Source organism: Bacteroides sp. AR29 (assembly GCF_900217715.1).
In the GTDB taxonomy this organism is placed as follows: domain Bacteria; phylum Bacteroidota; class Bacteroidia; order Bacteroidales; family Bacteroidaceae; genus Bacteroides; species Bacteroides uniformis.
Genome location: NZ_OBMS01000004.1, coordinates 1 through 18,056 on the forward strand (window position 1 = coordinate 1; position 18,056 = coordinate 18,056).

The following is an 18,056-nucleotide window of genomic DNA, read 5'->3' on the forward strand; positions in this document are numbered from 1 at the left end:
AAACCCCTTCGAGTTTCCACTTGCGGAAATAGTAGTAAACAGTTTGCCAAGGGGCGAAGTCGGAAGGCAACATTCGCCATTGACAGCCACTTTTGCTGATATAGAATATGGCGTTCAGAATTTCTCTGAGACACTTTTTTCTAGTTCTTTCTTGTGGTTCTACAATATTTTTGATAACTTGCCACTGTTTTTCAGTTAGGTTAGTTGAATAATTGCTCATAACTATTTGTTTTGCAACCATAAAGTTACGAAAATTATTTCAATTAACCAACTGATTAACAGATAAATATAAATAATTTAATCATTTCAAAACAGCTTCTAAGAATATGAAAATAACAATAACAAAGAATGAAAAGGAGTTTGACTGCACGGCTGCATGGCGCATCATCGGGCAGATGTTGAATGAACCGGAGAGTGTGATAGGACTTTCGACGGGACGTACTACCGGCAATCTTCATCGGTTGGTGGGAGAAATCTATACTAAATATCCGTTTAAGGTGGATACCGTTACTTTCTTCGGATTGGATGAGGTAACGAATGTGCCGCGCGAATATGCCGGAGCATGCTACACGATGCTGAAAACGGAGTTGATGGATACATTGGGCATCAAGGAAGAGAATTTTTTGATGCTGCCTACCATTTCTGGTGATTTTGAACAGTCATGCAGGGATTTCCAGCAGGAAATTGCGAACCGTGGCGGCATTGATTTGCTGATTTTAGGGTTGGGTGAGAACGGACATCTGGGATTCAACCAGCCGGAATCTCCCTTTGGCGGTGAAGCATGGGTGACCCGGATGAATGTGGAACTGGAAGAACGCATCCGTAGAGAAACGGGTACTCCTCCCGATAAAGAGTTGGGAGGGGCTACTTTGGGAATAAAGAACATTATGCAGGCACGCCGGATTGTACTGGTTGCCAAAGGGACTAATAAAGCGGATATTGTCAAGCGGATGCTTGAAGGGCCTGTGACAACAGATGTTCCTGCTTCCATCCTTCAGCTTCATCCCAACTGTGAATTTCTGCTGGATGAGGCGGCGGCAAGCATGCTTAACTGCTAAGTCGCCTTGCAGGCGGCTGATAACTAATTATTTGAATTAATAATCAAAATACTATGACACAACAAGAAAAACAAATAAACTATATGGGGCCATTCATCACGATGGTGTTCTTGTTCTTTATTGTAGGTTTCCTTACGACTGCCAATACTCAGTTTCAGGGTCCTCTGAAAGAAACTTTTCTTTCGGAAGTGGGCGGGTTGAAAAATACTTTTGCTACTTTGATTACTTTCTCCTGGTTCCTTGCTTATCCGGTTTGTGGAGGGGTAGGCTCGTCGTGGATTAGTAAATACGGATATAAAGGAACATTGATGCGTGGATTGCTGGTGATGATTGTGGGGCTTGGTTTGTTCTTTGCCTCTTCCTATTTCACAGTACACTTTCCTGAAGCGAATTGGCATGCAGGAAATAATGTTATCCCTGGAGGGTTCTTGATTTTCTTACTGGGTTCTTTCGTGGTAGGGGCTTCGGCTACCATTCTGCAAGTGGTTATAAATCCTTATCTGACGGCTTGCCATGTCAAGGGTACCCAGTCCATTCAGCGTTTGGCTATAGGCGGTTCCGCCAATTCTGTGGGAACTACGCTTGCTCCTTATTTCGTGACCGGTGTCGTGTTCGGTGGTCTGTCTATGGAGGACATTCAGATTGACCAGCTGATGGTTCCGTTCCTGGCATTGATGGCTGTTATTTCTTTGATTGTATTGTTGTTGATGAAATTGTCTTTGCCCGATATCCAAGGAACCAGGGTAGAGAAGGGAGAAAAGCTGGAAAAAAGTGTATGGTCCTTCCGTCATCTGACATTGGGCGTGGTGGCTATCTTCTTTTATGTAGGAGTGGAAGTCTGTATCGGGGCCAATATCAATCTGTACGCCATCGAGATGGATTATGCTTCTCCGGCACTGATGGCTACGCTCTATTGGGGTGGTATGCTTGTGGGCCGCCTGGTGGGGAGTAGCCTGAGCAGGATTTCTCCCCGCGTGCAGTTGACGGTTACTACGGTATCGGCAGGACTACTCGCCCTACTGGCCATTCTTCTGAATAATCCGTGGCTGCTCACGGCAGTAGGTCTGTTCCATTCCATCATGTGGGGAGCTATCTTTACTTTGTCCGTTGCCCATTTGGGAAAATACACTTCGGTGGCTTCGGGTGTGTTCATGATTGGAGTGGTAGGCGGTGCCATATTGCCCTTGTTGCAAGGAGTGCTTGCCGATGTTCTTGGAGGCTGGAGATGGTCATGGCTCATCGTTCTTTTTGGAGAAGCGTTTATGCTGTATTATGCATTGATAGGTTCACGGGTCCGTCAGACCTGCGATAATTTGTAATTAAAGATAGTACTTATGAAAAAAATTAGAATGATGATGGCTGCCGCTTTGGGCGTATTGGTTTCATGCGGTAGCGTTAAGTCGGGAGAAGAGGTCGTTGCGGCTTCCCGCGATTCAAAGGTTGTGGTTGCTTATGTCACTTCGTGGAGTGAGGTGATGCCCGACCCGCAGTACATGACGCATATCAACTATGCGTTCGGTCATGTAAACGAGAGCTTTAACGGTGTCAAGATTGATAATGAGGAACGTTTGAGACAGATTGTTGATTTGAGGAAACAGAAGCCGGAGCTGAAAGTGCTGCTTTCCATCGGCGGCTGGGGAAGCGGACGTTTCAGTGAGATGGCTGCCAATGATGAATATCGCCGTGCTTTTGCCGCGGACTGTGACCGTGTGGTGAAGGAGTTCGCTTTGGATGGCATTGACATCGATTGGGAATATCCCACCAGCTCTATGGCAAATATATCCTCGTCACCGGACGATACGGAGAATTTTACACTTCTGATGCAGGATATCAGAGCTGCCATCGGCAATGAAAAGGAACTGACACTTGCCACCGTAGCTTCTGCCCGTTACATTGACTTCAAGGCTATCTTGCCTTCCGTCGATTTTGTGAATATCATGGCTTATGACATGGCTTCTGCTCCCAAGCACCATTCGGCGCTTTATCCGTCAGGACATAGCGGTGACATTACTTCGGACGGTGCCGTTACTGCACACTTGAAAGCGGGCGTACCGCCTTCCAAGCTGGTGATGGGTATGCCCTTCTATGGTCGTGGAGGTGACGGTTATCCCAGCTTCCAAGACTATAATAAGGTAGGGAATACGGATACCCAATATACTGAAAAGTGGGATGAGGTGGCTCAAGTGCCTTATCTGGCCGATAAGAATGATACGTTGGTATTTGGTTTTGAGAATCCCCGTTCACTTGCCATCAAGTGTCAGTATATTCTGGATAAAGATTTGCTGGGAGGCATGTATTGGGATTATAGCGGAGACAATGAGCAGGGTGATTTGCGCCGTACGGTAGCAGAAAACCTATTGGGCAAGCCGCACAAGGCGAAGGTACTGGTGTTGACGGAACGTGGTGGACAGCACGGAGGATTTACAGATGCCGGCTTGAAGTGGTTGGCGGCCGAAGGTGTAAAGGGGAATTTCAGTATTACCGAGATAAACAATGCCAGGAACATAACGGAGGCTTACTTGTCGCAGTTCAGCTTGGTTATTCAATTGGATTTCCCGCCTTATACTTGGCCGAAGGAAGCGGAAGATGCATTCGTCAAGTATATAGAAGAAGGCCGTGGCGGCTGGATCGGTTTCCATCATGCTACTTTGCTGGGCGAGTTTGACGGTTATCCCATGTGGCAATGGTTCTCTGATTTCATGGGTGGTGTACGTTTCAAGAACTACATAGCTCCGCTGGCCGACGGTACGCTGATTGTGGAAGATAAACAGCATCCGGTAATGAAGGATGTTCCGGCCTCTTTCGTGGTGCCCGATGACGAGTGGTATACTTATGACAAGAGTCCGCGCCCTAATGTACATGTATTAGCCAATGTAGACGAATCGAGCTACACGCCTGCATCGGACATCAAGATGGGCGATCATCCGGTGGTTTGGGTCAATGAAAGCAAAAAGGCACGCAATGTTTATTTCCAGATAGGGCATAGTAGTAAGTTGTACGAAACGGAAGGGTTTACGACCATGTTCAGAAATGCCATTAACTGGACTTTAGAAAGGTAATACTTTTTATAATCAATGGATTTGGAAGAAAACGGGTACGTTACAGAAACGTATCCGTTTTTTTATGGGTTTAAACTTTATCACTTTAAGTTTAAAATAAAACGTTTTTTATGGATGTGTTAGTAAATGAACTCCTTATGAGAAATATTCAACTTCCATTTCTTGTTTAGTACGTAATTTCGCTTATCGAAGTATTGGAATTTGTATCAATACAATATGAATAACTTCCTATTTTATAAACTAATACTATTATCATGAAAAGAAAAAGAGTCCTTTTGCTGCTTTGCATTCTCAGTTGCACTTTGCAGCTCTTCGCACAACAAATTAATGTGCAGGGTGTCGTTTATGACCCTTCCGGAGAAACGGTTCCGGGTGCTAATGTCAGTATGAAAAGTAATCCGGCTGTGGGTACTGTGACGGATATTGATGGGAATTTCAGTCTGAAAGCTTCTGTGGGTGATGTGTTGGTCTTCACCTTTATCGGTTATGAGCCTATTGAGTATAAACTGACTGCTGCAGATACAAATCTGAAAGTCCGTTTTACTGATTCTTCTGAGTTGCTGGACGAGGTAGTTGTAGTAGGCTATGGTGTACAAAAGAAGAGTGTACTTTCGTCTGCTGTGAGCCGTGTTACCAGTGAAGAGTTGGATAAAGGTAATCCTACAAATATTCAGAATGCCTTGAAAGGTAAAGTTTCCGGTGTACAGATTATCTCTAATTCAGGTCAGCCCGGTGCGGAATCAAAGATTCGTATTCGGGGTACCGGTACGGTCAACAACTCCGATCCGCTTTATATAGTAGACGGCATGCCGTCTGAAAGTGGTATCAGTCATTTGAATCCTTCTGATATTGAGTCTATTGAAGTGCTGAAAGACGCAGCTTCCGCCGCTATTTACGGAGCCCGTGGTGCTAACGGTGTTGTACTGATTACTACGAAGAAGGGTACTAAAGGAAAGGCTACTTTGAACTATGAATTTACGTACGGTATTCAGAATCCTTCCAAGAAGGTGGATTTGCTGGGTAGTGCGGATTATCAGATGTTGATGAATGAAATGGCTGCCAATGCAGGTAAGGATCCTTATTTCCCGACTGTTTCCAGCGTCAATACCGACTGGCAAAAGGAACTGCAGAACAAGAATGCTCCTATTATGAACCACAAGGTTTCGTTGAGTGGCGGTACGGACAACTCTACCTATTATGCTTCTTTCGGTTATGTAAAGCAAGAAGGTATTTATGCTAAAGGACATGCTGATTATGAACGCTACAATGTACGCTTGAATTACAATAATGTATTACTGGACACGAAATCACGAAATTGGTTGAATAAGATTAGTTTTGGTGCAATTGCAAGCTATTCCAAGTCAATCCAGACTGGTAATACTATTGGCAATAGTGAAGCAGCAGGCTTGATTACTTCCATGAATATGTTGCCTCCTACCGAACCGGTTTATCAGACCGACCCTGCTATACTGGAGCAATATGCCGTAACTTATCCAAATCATGTCATTGCTCCCAACGGCCTGGCATACAATATCATCGAGATGCGTGAAATAACCAATCCGCTGGCAGCCATGCAGGTCAGTCATAACCAGAGGACTATGCCTCAGAATTTCGGTGCGAACTTTAACCTTGATGTGGACTTGTTACCGGGTTTGAAGTTCAAGACTACCTATGGTGCGGAATGGGTGTTCAATTCCATTAAGAATGTGACTCCAGTCTACGAGCTGAATGCTACCAGTAAGAATGCCACTTCCAAGGTAGAGGATAAGAAAAGGGAGTCTTCCTATTGGCAGTGGGAAAATGTACTGTCGTATACAAAGTCTTTCGGCCGTCATAATATAGGTGCACTGTTCGGTACGAGTATGTCTTCCTACCATTACTCCAATTTGGAAGCGGAAGATTATAATCTGCTGGTGGTGGATATAGACAAGGGATATATAGACACGGCCACAGCACCCGAAGAGCAGTCCAAAGTATGGGGTGGGGCGGAAGACCACCGCATTGCATCCGTATTCGGACGTATCAATTATAATTATGATGAAAAGTATTTGTTCGAAGCGGTAGTGAGACGGGACGGTTCGTCAAACTTCAGTCGTGACCACCAGTATGCTACATTCCCTTCGGTTTCTTTGGGTTGGGTGTTGACTCGGGAGAAGTTCATGGAGAACAGACCTTCCTGGTTGGATTTTGCCAAGATACGTCTAAGCTGGGGACAGAATGGTAACGAACGTATTGGCTCCTTTGCCTATACAAGTATGATGAGTCAGGGTAAGAATGCAGTCATAAATGGAAAGGTATATACGGGCATGCTGCCCAGTGGCTATGCCAATGCCGATTTGAAATGGGAGACCTCCGAACAGACCGACTTGGGTATTGACTTGCGTTTCTTCAACAGTGCATTGACATTCTCTGCCGACTATTTCGTGAAGAAGACGAAGGACATGCTGCTTTCCATGCCGATTCCTCTTTATACCAGTTATGGCAGTATGACGGTCAATTCGGGTACAGTGAAGAACGAAGGTATCGAGTTCGAAGCGTCCTATCGCTTTAAGGTGGGTGAAGTGAATCTGGGTATCAATGGAAATGCTTCTTATGTGAAGAATACCGTAACAGACCAGGGCCCCGACCGTGTCGGTCTCAATAATATCGGCGGTGGTATGGGCGGCCAGGTCAGTTGGAGAGAGAACGGGCGTCCGTACGGCTTCTTCTACGGTTACTTGCATGATGGTATTTTCCAGAATCAGCAGGAGATAGATAGCTATACCTACGTAGATTCTAACGGAAAGACTCAGCTGATACAGCCGAATGCCAAGCCTGGAGATATTCGTTTTAAAGATTTGGATGGTGAAAATGGGTTGAATGGTGATGACCGTACCATGATAGGCAAGCCGAACCCTGACTGGACATATGGATTCACTCTTTCTGCCGATTGGAAAGGAGTTGATTTCAGTGCATTCTTCCAGGGAAGTATCGGAAACGACATTTATAAACTGTACAGACGTTCCAATGTGACTTTTGGTAACTACGACAAATCCTGGTTGAACCGTTGGCACGGTGAAGGAACTTCCAATTGGGTACCACGTATCATAGATGGTGACAACAATAACTATCAGGTTTCAAACTTCTTTGTAGAAGATGGATCGTATATGCGTTTGAAAGTGTTGCAGATAGGTTACAGTCTGCCCGGACAGATGTTGCAGCGTGTCGGCATCAAGGGGCTGCGTTTCTTTGTGCAGGGCGAGAATCTGTTTACAATCACCAATTATAGCGGTTATGATCCTGAAGTGGGAACACGTGATGGATTTGACGGGGGAACATATCCGCAAGCACGTACTTATACTATCGGTGCGAATATTACATTTTGATTAACCTAAAAATTAGATACAATGAATAAGATATTAAAGGTATTGGCTTTGGGTGCGATGGCTTTGTCGACCACAGCTTGTTCAGATTTTCTGGAAGTGAATCCGAGAACTCAGGTGTCGGAAACCGAATTCTATAAGACGGAAGACGATATGATGAAGGGCTTGTATGCCGTGATGAATGAAATGCAGACCCGTATGCCGGAGGTTTGGTCTTACTCTTCTTTGCTGGGTGATGAGTCCGAAACCGGCGGTGGTATCGGTGAGGGGTCTTACAAGACGAAATGGGATACTTTTACCTATGACGCGACTTCTTGTTTCGGTGCATGGGGATATGGTTCTTGGTGGAATGAGTGGGATTTTGGCTTGTTCAATGGAGTCATTGCTGCCAATCTGTTGATTGACAAATTGGCCGGATGCAACCTCAGTGCAGACTTTGTCAATTCCATTTCTGCCGAAGCGCGCTTTTACCGTGCCATTTTCTATTACCATCTGTTTATGGGGTATGAGCAATTCCCGCTTATCAAACATTATCTGGCAGCCAGTGAAATGTATAGCGTTGCCAAAGGAACCCGTGAAGAAATTTATGAGTTTATGATGGGTGACTTGGATGACGAAGTGACTAAGTATCTGCCCCAGCGCAGTGCTACACAGCAGGGACGCGTTTGCCGGGATGCTGCCAAGCTGCTTCGTGCTAAAATTATTTTGTTCCATCGTGATGAGACTAAATATCAGGTGGCATTGAATGACATGAAAGAAATAATCACCAGTGGAAGATACCAGTTGAACCCTGATTATCAAAGCTTATGGGTGAAAGACGGAGAATGGTGTGCGGAATCTATCTTTGAGGTATGTTATGCCGGCAATAACTCCGGTGAAGGGTTTGGGCTTGCACGTTCTTTGGGCGGTCGTAACATTGTTGACCCGAGAAGTGCCGAGCAGGGTGGATTAGGCGAAGGTTATGGACAGAACACCATGCCGAGTACTGTTTACAACATGTTTAAGGAAGGTGATACGCGCCGAGAAGGAACAGTCATTGTCTATGCGGACGAGGCTAAGAAAGTGGCAGAAATGGTGGCCAAAGGTGAACTGCCGGCAGGAAGTGCTTTCCAAGTCAGTGACCAGCAGGAAAATTACGAAGGCCTGGGGCACTATAAGATTCATCCGAGAAAGGAGACGACGTCTACGGTGAACCCTACGGATAACTATTATAACTCTTGGCGTATTTACCGTTATGCCGATGTTTTGCTGCTGGCTGTGGAGCTTGATGTACGCATCAACGGAACTGCCAGTGCCGATGCGCAAGGCTGGTTCGACCAGGTCAGAGACCGCGCTTTCAAAGACAAAGAGCATCGTATCAACTTGGCGGGAAAGAGCAAGCAGGAGTTGTTGGATATTCTTTTTGAAGAGCGTGGGTATGAGTTTATGGATGAAATGCAGCGTTGGTTTGACATTCTGCGTTTCGATAAAGGAACAGAGATTTTAGGTAACAAAGGTTGGACGGAGAAGTTCAGGTACTTCCCGATTGACCAGTCGGAAATGGATAGGGCTAAAGGTGGCTTGACACAGAACCCTGGCTGGTTATAAGTTTAGATCGGTTTTCTTTCTGAAGAGTCCCCGGTATTTCCTTTTGGAATACTGGGGATTTTTATGTGTAGGCAGTGGCGGTATCTCTCACTAAAGTTTATTTCGGCAAAACATCTGTCATGCTGTCACGCGAAGAGATTATTCTTTTGATTATAAGTTAATTAAAGTGTGATGGATACCTGTGATAGATAAAAAACATTACAACCATCCATCACGCTTTCCAATTTTTGTAAAAGATGGTATGCATACTTGTTTCGTGGGTCGTTGAAATAGTTATAATCTTAGTTCTCAGCATGAAACTTTTAGTTTCAAGACTAAATACGAAAAGTTTTGACAAGTAAGACTATTGGTTTCAACAAGAAAAACCAAAAGTTTCTTTCGATAAAACCATTCGTTTCAAAGGTTAAAACTCTTGGTTTCGACTATAGGAAACTATCATTCCAACTTGTCGGGACCAGCAAGGGTATCTATATGAAACAACCGAAACAGATACCTTTTCCTTCGAAAAGTATCTGTTTCGGCATAAAAGTGTTGTATTTTGGAGAAGATTTGAAGAATACTATCCTATTTTATTCTTTTGATTACTGTTATGGGAGTTGTTTCATTTGAGGAACGGGTCACCGTTCTTGTCTTTGCTCACTACCCAGCGGAAAGCATTAACCAATAGCAGGTTCTGTGTACCGTCGATAAACTCTTCGTCACCATGTCCCATATTTAGGTAAATCATTCTGTAATTCTTGTTGGACCATACGATGGGGAAGTCGCCAAAATTCACTACATCCTTGATACCCAGTGGATAGTTCTTGGGAGATAGGGACAAGAGTACCTCTACGTCCTTGTTCTGGCGGGGGCTGGGAGTCCATTGGTACCATTCGCTGGCGGGAGCCACGAATGATGCAGGCAGATTCTTGGTAACGGGATGTTCTTCGTTGTCGACTTCGACCAATACCGGCTGGGGAGGCCAGTTGTTGCAATAGAACACCCCACCACCAAGAAACTTAACGAACCAGGGCCAATGCGTGTTTTTGTCGTTGTAGGCTGCTGCGTGGAAACCTACCCAACCGCCTCCGTTTTCCATGTATTGCTCAAAAGCATCGCGTTCGGCCTTGGTGTTGGGGGATGTGTTAAGCATGATAATGACATTGTATTCTTTCAGTTTCTCGTATGGGTATTTTGAAAAATCGGTAGTAATATCCAGAACAAAGCCGTCACCGTAATTGAGCTTCTTGAAGAAAGTGGTTGCTTGTTCTGCAAATTGTACGTGTGCTTCTTCCGCATGTTGGGTGTAATAAACCAAGGCCTTGAAGCGAGGAGCTTTGGCATAGTTTGCCGGATAACCTTCGGGGACTTGTGCGTACGTCAGCAGGGTGCAAGCCGTAAACAATAAAATAAACAGATGTTTCATAATTTGTAATTTATAATTTATAAGTTATTAATTCTCCATTATCTAATATTCCGCAATCAGAGACAGCCATTTGCCTGCCGAGGTAATCCATACCTCTTTATAACAGGCATTGTTGGTTTGCGGCCAATAGGGGACATCGTCGTTACCCAGGGTACGGATACCAACGGGCATCTCTCCTGTCATTTCTCCCGAAGAGAAGGTATTCAGTTGCGGATAGTTGTGTCCTTCTCCATAAATCAAGGATTGTCCGAAAGGATTCTTGCCTACGGTCCAGTACAACTGTTCCAGACCGATGTTGAGCAGTTCCTTGTCCTTCAGGAAGTTTCCGCAGATGGCGGCGGACTTTCCGTTGGAAAGATGGATGGCGGTATTGCCGTTGAAAATGTTGAACCACACGGGGAAACGTTTCATGTAGTGCTCTTTGTCCAGTTGTACTCCTCGTTTAATCTGTTCCGTGTACAGTTCCTTGGCATTGGCAGGGGGAAACAGATGGAGGGCGTAGAAGTTGGTGGTATCCTTATATTCCTCTGCATGGTAAACACCGCTTGGAATCATACCGTAGGGATGGGTATACTTCATCATTCCTTTCAGATACTCTCCATATAGTTGTATGGAATTCACCCATTTAGGATAATCGGGGTGCTCCTTCTGGGTTTCGCAAAGCATCACCATGGCCTGCATATAGACCTGCTCGCGCGACTGGTGTATGTAATGTACGATGGATTTGCGGGATTTGTCCCGGTAGAAGAATCCGCGTGTCCCGTCTTTGTCTTTCAGCGGTTCCGTGCGCTGGCAGTCGAGGGTGTAGCGGATGTATTCGGCGGCGATGTCCGCATAAGAAGGTTTTCCGGTCAGCTTGTATAATTGGCTTGCCGACCAGGAGATGGTAGCCATATACTGACTTTTCGAAGTGTTGTAACTGTGTTCGTAAGGCTGGACGAACTGGTCGAAGCCATCTTTTTTGAACTTCTCCATAGCAAAAGCGAAATCTTCTTCGGCCACGCGCAATAGGTATTCCTGCAGCATCGGGTCGTTGTCCAGCGTCATGGAGGCGTAAGCTTCGTATCCGGCATAGAGAAAGTTGTCAAATGCCATGTTCTGTACACGTACGGAAGATATGTCGTCCAATGTATTGAACACACCGTCTTGCCAGATAAGCAATCCCATGCTGCTGGCGCGGTAACCATCGCCGTAGCGGTTCTTTAGGATGAACTCTACTCCCCATTCCGCCTCTTCACGCAGGCGGGCGGCGAGGGCTGGGTTGATATTTCTTTGTTTATTATAGGCTTCGAGCAGAGCAAAGGTCACGTCTCCCGTCTGCAAGGTTTGCTGGGACAAGTCTCCTGCATCGTGCCATCCGCCGGAGTAGGAGATGCTGCGTCCGTCATGTCGGGACATGAGGTCTACGTGGCAGGTGGAATGCTTGCCGGGAACCGGATGTCCACAGCGCTGGCAGAAGATGAAGTTCAGCACTTTCCATTGTGAATCTTCCCAAAGTCTTTCTCCAATCCGGAAGGTGGGAGTTAGCGATGTTCCGACCTTCAGCTGATACTCTCCGGGATTATTGAAGGAGGTGAAATCAATAAGGCCAAATTCTCCGAGAGTGGTTTTCTCTTTTCGGATGTCTCCTTCGTAAGCTATTTCTCCGGTTGGGGTAAGCAGTTGGAAGCGCTTTCCGGCGTCTATGGTGAGGTTTGTGTTGATGAGGGCGGTTTTGGGGTGGTTGACGGCATAGCCGGTTGTCGAGTAGGAGATTTTTCCATCGGCAGGTATCCATCCGCTGACTTTCTCAGGGGCTTTCACCGTTTGCAGTTGTAGATTGTCCAGGTAGTAGATAGCTGAATCTCCTGTAGTCCGGTCTTTGCCTTTGAGGGCTGTGCTGAAGGTGATGGATATCACCTTGTCGCGCTGATACTCGTCTATTTCGAGGAAGCATTGGTTCCACTCCTTATTAATAAGGTTAATGAGGTGTGAACCCGAAGGCTGATTATATCCTTTCTTGGCAGGAGTATCTGCATTGCGAAACGTGAGGTTCATGTTGACGATGCGCGCGCCGTCGCAATCGGGATAGATGGAGAATACGATGCGGTTGTACTTCTCCAGATTGGCGCCGTCTAGATGATAGGTAACACTGCTGTTTCCGTAGGTGGCATAGTCTGGGTCGGAAGGAGAGCCGGTCGCCCTTTTCCCGGTGAATGTGGGGAATTGCAGTTTGATGCTGCCTTTGCCGGAAACGGTCTTTTCCGTACTGAAGGACATGCTTCCTGCGCCGGAATGACTCCATCCCTCTGTACCTGCCGAGCGGGTGAGAGGAGCGCTTTGCAAGACCTCCTTTTTCCATCCGTTGGTTTCGAAAGAGTTTTCAATATCCAGGGGGAGGGGTTGATGTATCAGTCCGCTTTCGTGGAGTTGTCGTTCCAGTTTGGGGTCTTGGGTCAGACGTGTCTGACCGTATGCGGCAATACTGCCGAGAGATAAAAGGTATAAAAATAATAATGTCTTTCTCATGTTGACGTCAACCTTTGGTTTCGGTTGCAATGTTAGCCATTATTAGGCAGAAGGAGGTTTGAAAACTGCCATAAAAGCTTTAAAAGCTATCCGAAGTAGAGGAAATATGAATTTCGGTAGATGTATAATCCCTATGATGTACGACTTATAATGCCAAAGAAAATACTAAAATCGTATTTTCATAACAGAAGAAAATTGTAACTTTGCGAAGTTATGTCACAATGTTAACCTATGATGCGTATCTTGATTTTAATAATAATGCTGTTGCCATGTTCGCTTGGTATGTATGCATCTGCAATAGATAGCCTTTTGTCTGTTCTGGATAAGACTATCGTGATGCGTAGACAATACGAGGAAGAAAAAGAACGGTATATTTCTTTGATAAAGGATGAGTTGAAGCAAGGGAGGCTTACTGACATGGAGCGTTATCTGATACAAAATCGTCTTTTTGCCGAATATAATTCTTATATTAGTGATTCTGCATTACATTATATAAATGAAAATATTCTTATTGCCACACGGCTAAATAATAGGCAATGGATAAATAGTTCTATATTAAATAAAGTACATATTCTAAATACTTCGGGCTTTTTTGTTGAAGCAATGGAATTGCTGAAATCGCTTCCTCGTAACACGTTGGAGGGTGAAAATATAGTGGACTATTATGTATGTTTTGAAAACCTATATCTCTATCAGGCAGAGTACGCCACTGATCGGAACTACGTGAACAATTATCTTCGGATAGCAAATTTGTATAGGGATTCTATAATCAGCCTAGTACCGGAAGATACTTATAGATATGTAGTCGTGCATGCACCTCAGCTCATTGACCAGGGAAAAAGTCAGGAGGCTATATGTTTATTGAAGAATTTTTTACCTCGGTTGAAATCCAATACGCGTGAGTATGCAGTAGCTACTTCAATTCTGGCTTTTGCTTATCATGTCGTGGGGAACAAGCAGAAAGAAATGGAAGCACGTATTAGCAGTGCCATTGCTGACATTAGGGCAGTGGTGAAAGAAAATTATTCTTTGTGCGCATTAGCGGAATTACTTTATGGAATGGGCGATTTGGAACGTGCTAATCACTATATCAAGATTAGTATGGAAGATGCTAATTATTATACTACTCGGTTGCGTAGTTCGCAGAATTCCAAGATGCTTCCGCTCATAGATCGTGCTTATCAGCAAGAAAAGGAAATACAGCAACAGCGGCAGAGAATGTTTATTACAGGCATATGTATCCTTTCTGTTTTCCTTCTATTGACAGTACTGTGTGTGCTATGGCAAATGAAAAAATTGTCTTATGCCCGTAAAAAAGTTGTTGCTGCCAATTCCCAATTGAGTATATTGAATAGTGAATTGAAGAAGCTGAACAAGTCTCAACATGAGGCTAATGAACGATTATTGCATACTAATCAGACTCTTACGGAAGCCAATCATATTAAGGAAGAGTATTTGGGACGTTTCCTCAGTTTAAGTTCCTCTTATATAAGTAAAATGGAAGAATATCGCCGCATATTGAACAAGCAGGCTGCTGCCGGTAAACTTGAGGAGTTATATCGTACATTGAAGTCCGACCGTTTCATAAATCAAGAGTTGAAAGAGTTCTATCACAATTTCGATGTATCTTTTCTTAAGATATTCCCTAACTTTGTAGAAGAATTTAATCGTTTGTTGCCAGTTGAAGAACAATTGCATCCTAAAAATGAAGAATTGCTTGTTACCGAACTGCGCATATTTGCACTGATTCGTTTAGGTATTACAGACAGTGCGCGTATTGCAGAATTTTTGCGTTATTCCATAACTACCATCTATACTTATCGTTCCAAGCTAAAAAACAAGTCTCTTTGTAAAGAGGACTTTGAAGAACGAGTGATGAAAATAACTTCTTTTTGATTTTATCCTCCTTTTGAGGCTTTCTTCTGCCTTAAAAAGTTTAGAAATGATTTAGAAATTAGTAGCAATAGCATTTTTGTAATGCGTTGTATTATAGTTGATTGCCTGTTGCAGGACTTTAGATTTTTATCTCAGCCCAAATCGTGCGTTTGTTTTGATAATACATTTGCATCAATCTATTTATTGTTTAACTAATTTCTAATAAGATGAAAAAGAAAAGTCTAAAGAGATGCCTTAAAAAGCGCATGATCCTTTTACTGGGTTTTCTTATGATGACTGGTGTTGCTGTTGCGCAACAACTTCAGGTACAAGGAAAGGTGACCGATGCAACGGGTGAAGGTCTTATCGGTGCAAGTGTATTGGTAAAGGGTACAACTTCGGGGGTGATAACTGACATTGACGGTAACTATGTGTTATTGAATGTCAATCCTGATGCAATACTTATTTTTTCTTATGTAGGTTACCAAACGCAGGAACTGAACGTATCCGGTAGAAACAAGATTGATGTTGTCTTGCATGATGACCAGCAGGTGTTGGAAGAAGTTGTAGTAGTGGGTTACGGTTCATTGAGTAAAAAAGAAGTTTCCAGTTCCATTGTACAAGTGGATAAGAAAAATTTTAATTTGGGGGCTATGAATAACCCGATGGAAATGGTATCGGGAAAAGTCGCGGGCTTGAATGTCAATACGCAGGCAGCTGCCAATCCTAACTCCAGTTCTTCATTACAAGTACGTGGTGCAACATCTGTTTCTGCAAGTAATAGTCCTTTGATTGTCATAGATGGTGTGGCAGGTGGCGATATCCGTAACATCGCTGCACAGGATATTGAATCTATTACGGTATTGAAAGATGCGGGTTCAGCTGCTATTTACGGAACGCGAGGTGCTAATGGTGTGATTTTAGTTACAACGAAACGTGGCTCGGGTGAAGCTGGAAAAACGGTAGTCACATATGACAGTTACATCGCTTTTAATGTAGCCAAGCCCTCTCCGGATATTCTGTCGGCTGATGAATTCCGTCGTTCGAGACGAGGTACAGACTATGGAGCCGACACTGACTGGTATGGACTGATTACTCGTGATGTAGCATACGACACAAACCAATATATATCTATTGATGGTAGCACAAAGAATGGTTTCTATGGTGCTTCCTTCAATTACAAAAGTGCCAATGGACTTGACATCGTGAGTGGTCGTGAAGAATTTGGAGGTCGTTTTTCTATGGAACAGCGTGTACTGGAGAATCGCTTACAATTCAACGGTTCGTTGAGTGCACGTCGTGTAAATGAAACCTGGGGAAATGATGGTTTCTTCGATAGGGCACTCACAATGAATCCTACAATGCCGGTATATAATGCAGACGGTTCGTATTATCAGCCTACTTCTCCTACGGGTGCAACCAATCCGGTTGCGGAGCTTGCTTTGAGAGATAACAACGGCCAGCGTATGTATTTGTTGGGTACGGCTGAGGCTAAACTGAATATTTTGCAGACAGAAAAGCATTTGTTGAATACAACATTAAGTTACTCATTGCATTACAATGACATGAAGCAACAATATTATGCTTCGTCTGCCGGTTCGGAGTCCTATTGGAATGGTTATAAAGGACGTGCGGAAATGAAGTATCAGAAATGGTACACCAATCGATTGGAGTGGTTGGGAAATTATGCACTGAACTTGGGCGACCACAATATTAAGGCTGTAGTGGGCTATACTTATGAGAAGTCTATCTGGGAACAGATTGGTGGTAGTAACAACGACTTCTCTTTTGATAATACGAAATATTGGGATTTGGGCAGTGGCTCTTATCTGAAGGATGGTTTGGCAAGTTTATATAGCGGTCGCTCTGAATCGACACTTATTGGCTTCTTTGGTCGGTTGAACTATAATTGGAAGGATATGCTTTTTGCATCGGCTTCGTTGCGCTATGAAGGCTCTTCCAAATTTGGTGCTAACCAAAAGTGGGGGTACTTCCCAGCAGCTTCTTTGGCTTGGGAAATGATGGAGATGGGCTTTATGAAGAATACCCGGAAAGTGTTGACCAGTTTGAAACCGCGTGTTTCTTTCGGAATTACCGGTCGTTCGGATTTTGATGCTTATAAATCACTTTCTACTTACAATACCAATGGTAGTTATCTCTTTGACGGGCGTTGGGTAACGGGCTATGCTCCCTCTAGTAATGCTAATCCGGATTTGGCTTGGGAAAAGAGCGTTGCGATTAATCTGGGTGTTGATTTTGTTCTATGGAATCGTTTACGTGGTTCAGTGGAGTATTTTGACCGTAGTTCTAAAGACTTGCTTTATACGTACACGGCACCTCAACCGCCTTTTGTCTATTCCACTATTTTGGTTAACGTTGGAACAACGAAAAATACCGGTATAGAAGTATCTTTGGATGGTGACATCCTTACTAAAACAGCAGTGAAGTGGACGAGCGGAATCAATTATTCTTATGGAAAGACTAAGTTGACCAAACTTTCTAACGATATTTACAAGGCATCTTATCTCGACCTTTACTTAAAACCGGGAACTGGTTCCAGCGAATATTTCTTCCGTGTGCAGGAAGGGGGAGAGATAGGGCAGTTCTACGGTTATGAATATGCAGGTGTTGACGAAAATGGCAATATGCTTATTTTGAATGATAAAGATGAGCAAATACCGATTTCTCAGGCTGATGCCAAGTATAAACGTTATATTGGCAATGGTGCTCCCAAGCACTTCTTGTCTTGGAGTAACAACCTGACTTGGAGAAATTTTGATTTGAGTGTATTCTTCCGCGGTACATTCGGTTTTGATGTATTCAATATGCGTAAATATGGTATGGGGCTTCAGGGATGTGGTACAGATAATGTTCTTCGCTCTGCGTATCTGGAAGATAAGAATATCCGTACCGGTGGTGGAGTAATATCTTCCTATTTCCTGGAGGATGGTAGCTTCATAAAACTGGTAAATGTAACCTTGGGATATAATTTTACTCCTAAGAACCGTAAGTTACTGGATAATATGCGCATATATCTGTCTGCCAAGAATCTGTTTACCTTGACCGGATATTCTGGTAATGACCCTTCAATTATAGACGTGAATGGTATCCAGCCGGGAGTAGATAGTAATAGTGCTTATCCTACAGCAACTCAATTGAGTTTAGGTGTGACTCTTCGCTTCAAATAAATGAGAAACAAATT

Annotated in this window: 10 protein-coding genes; 7 read left to right on the forward strand and 3 right to left on the reverse strand. The window is 44.0% G+C overall.

Features of this window, described 5'->3' with window-relative positions:
• The coding region (locus CSD97_RS02855; protein WP_244284012.1) for a transposase at positions 1–241 on the reverse strand (241 nt) is incomplete at its 3' end.
• Positions 242–326: 85 nt separating this feature from the next.
• Here CSD97_RS02855 and CSD97_RS02860 point away from each other — a divergent pair.
• The 5 genes from CSD97_RS02860 to CSD97_RS02880 all read left to right on the forward strand — a co-directional run bounded on the left by CSD97_RS02860 (position 327) and on the right by CSD97_RS02880 (position 9,066).
• Positions 327–1,058 (forward strand): glucosamine-6-phosphate deaminase, encoded by a 732-nt coding sequence (locus CSD97_RS02860; RefSeq protein ID WP_005833056.1) that lies wholly within the window; start codon positions 327–329, stop codon positions 1,056–1,058.
• 53 nt (positions 1,059–1,111) lie between these two features.
• Complete coding sequence (locus CSD97_RS02865; protein ID WP_008665144.1) at positions 1,112–2,377, forward strand: MFS transporter; 1,266 nt, start codon at positions 1,112–1,114, stop codon at positions 2,375–2,377.
• Between the two features lie 15 nt (positions 2,378–2,392).
• Entirely contained in the window at positions 2,393–4,117 is a 1,725-nt protein-coding gene (locus CSD97_RS02870) for a glycosyl hydrolase family 18 protein (RefSeq protein WP_098031942.1), read from the forward strand.
• A gap of 254 nt (positions 4,118–4,371) precedes the next feature.
• Complete coding sequence (locus CSD97_RS02875) at positions 4,372–7,482, forward strand: TonB-dependent receptor (protein WP_098031943.1); 3,111 nt, start codon at positions 4,372–4,374, stop codon at positions 7,480–7,482.
• 21 nt (positions 7,483–7,503) lie between these two features.
• Entirely contained in the window at positions 7,504–9,066 is a 1,563-nt protein-coding gene (locus CSD97_RS02880; protein WP_098031944.1) for a RagB/SusD family nutrient uptake outer membrane protein, read from the forward strand.
• Between the two features lie 601 nt (positions 9,067–9,667).
• Here the strand turns inward: CSD97_RS02880 and CSD97_RS02890 are convergent.
• On the reverse strand, positions 9,668–10,471 hold the full coding sequence (locus CSD97_RS02890; RefSeq protein WP_098031945.1) for a ThuA domain-containing protein: 804 nt from the start codon (positions 10,469–10,471) through the stop codon (positions 9,668–9,670).
• Between the two features lie 42 nt (positions 10,472–10,513).
• A complete protein-coding gene (locus CSD97_RS02895) occupies positions 10,514–12,979 on the reverse strand; it encodes a glycoside hydrolase family 9 protein (protein ID WP_098031946.1) in 2,466 nt (821 codons plus the stop codon).
• 231 nt (positions 12,980–13,210) lie between these two features.
• Between CSD97_RS02895 and CSD97_RS02900 the strand changes: the two genes are divergently transcribed.
• Both CSD97_RS02900 and CSD97_RS02905 read left to right on the forward strand, forming a co-directional pair.
• A complete protein-coding gene (locus tag CSD97_RS02900) occupies positions 13,211–14,875 on the forward strand; it encodes a DUF6377 domain-containing protein (RefSeq protein WP_098031947.1) in 1,665 nt (554 codons plus the stop codon).
• 206 nt (positions 14,876–15,081) lie between these two features.
• Entirely contained in the window at positions 15,082–18,042 is a 2,961-nt protein-coding gene (locus CSD97_RS02905; RefSeq protein ID WP_098031948.1) for a SusC/RagA family TonB-linked outer membrane protein, read from the forward strand.
• The last annotated feature ends 14 nt before the right edge of the window (positions 18,043–18,056 follow it).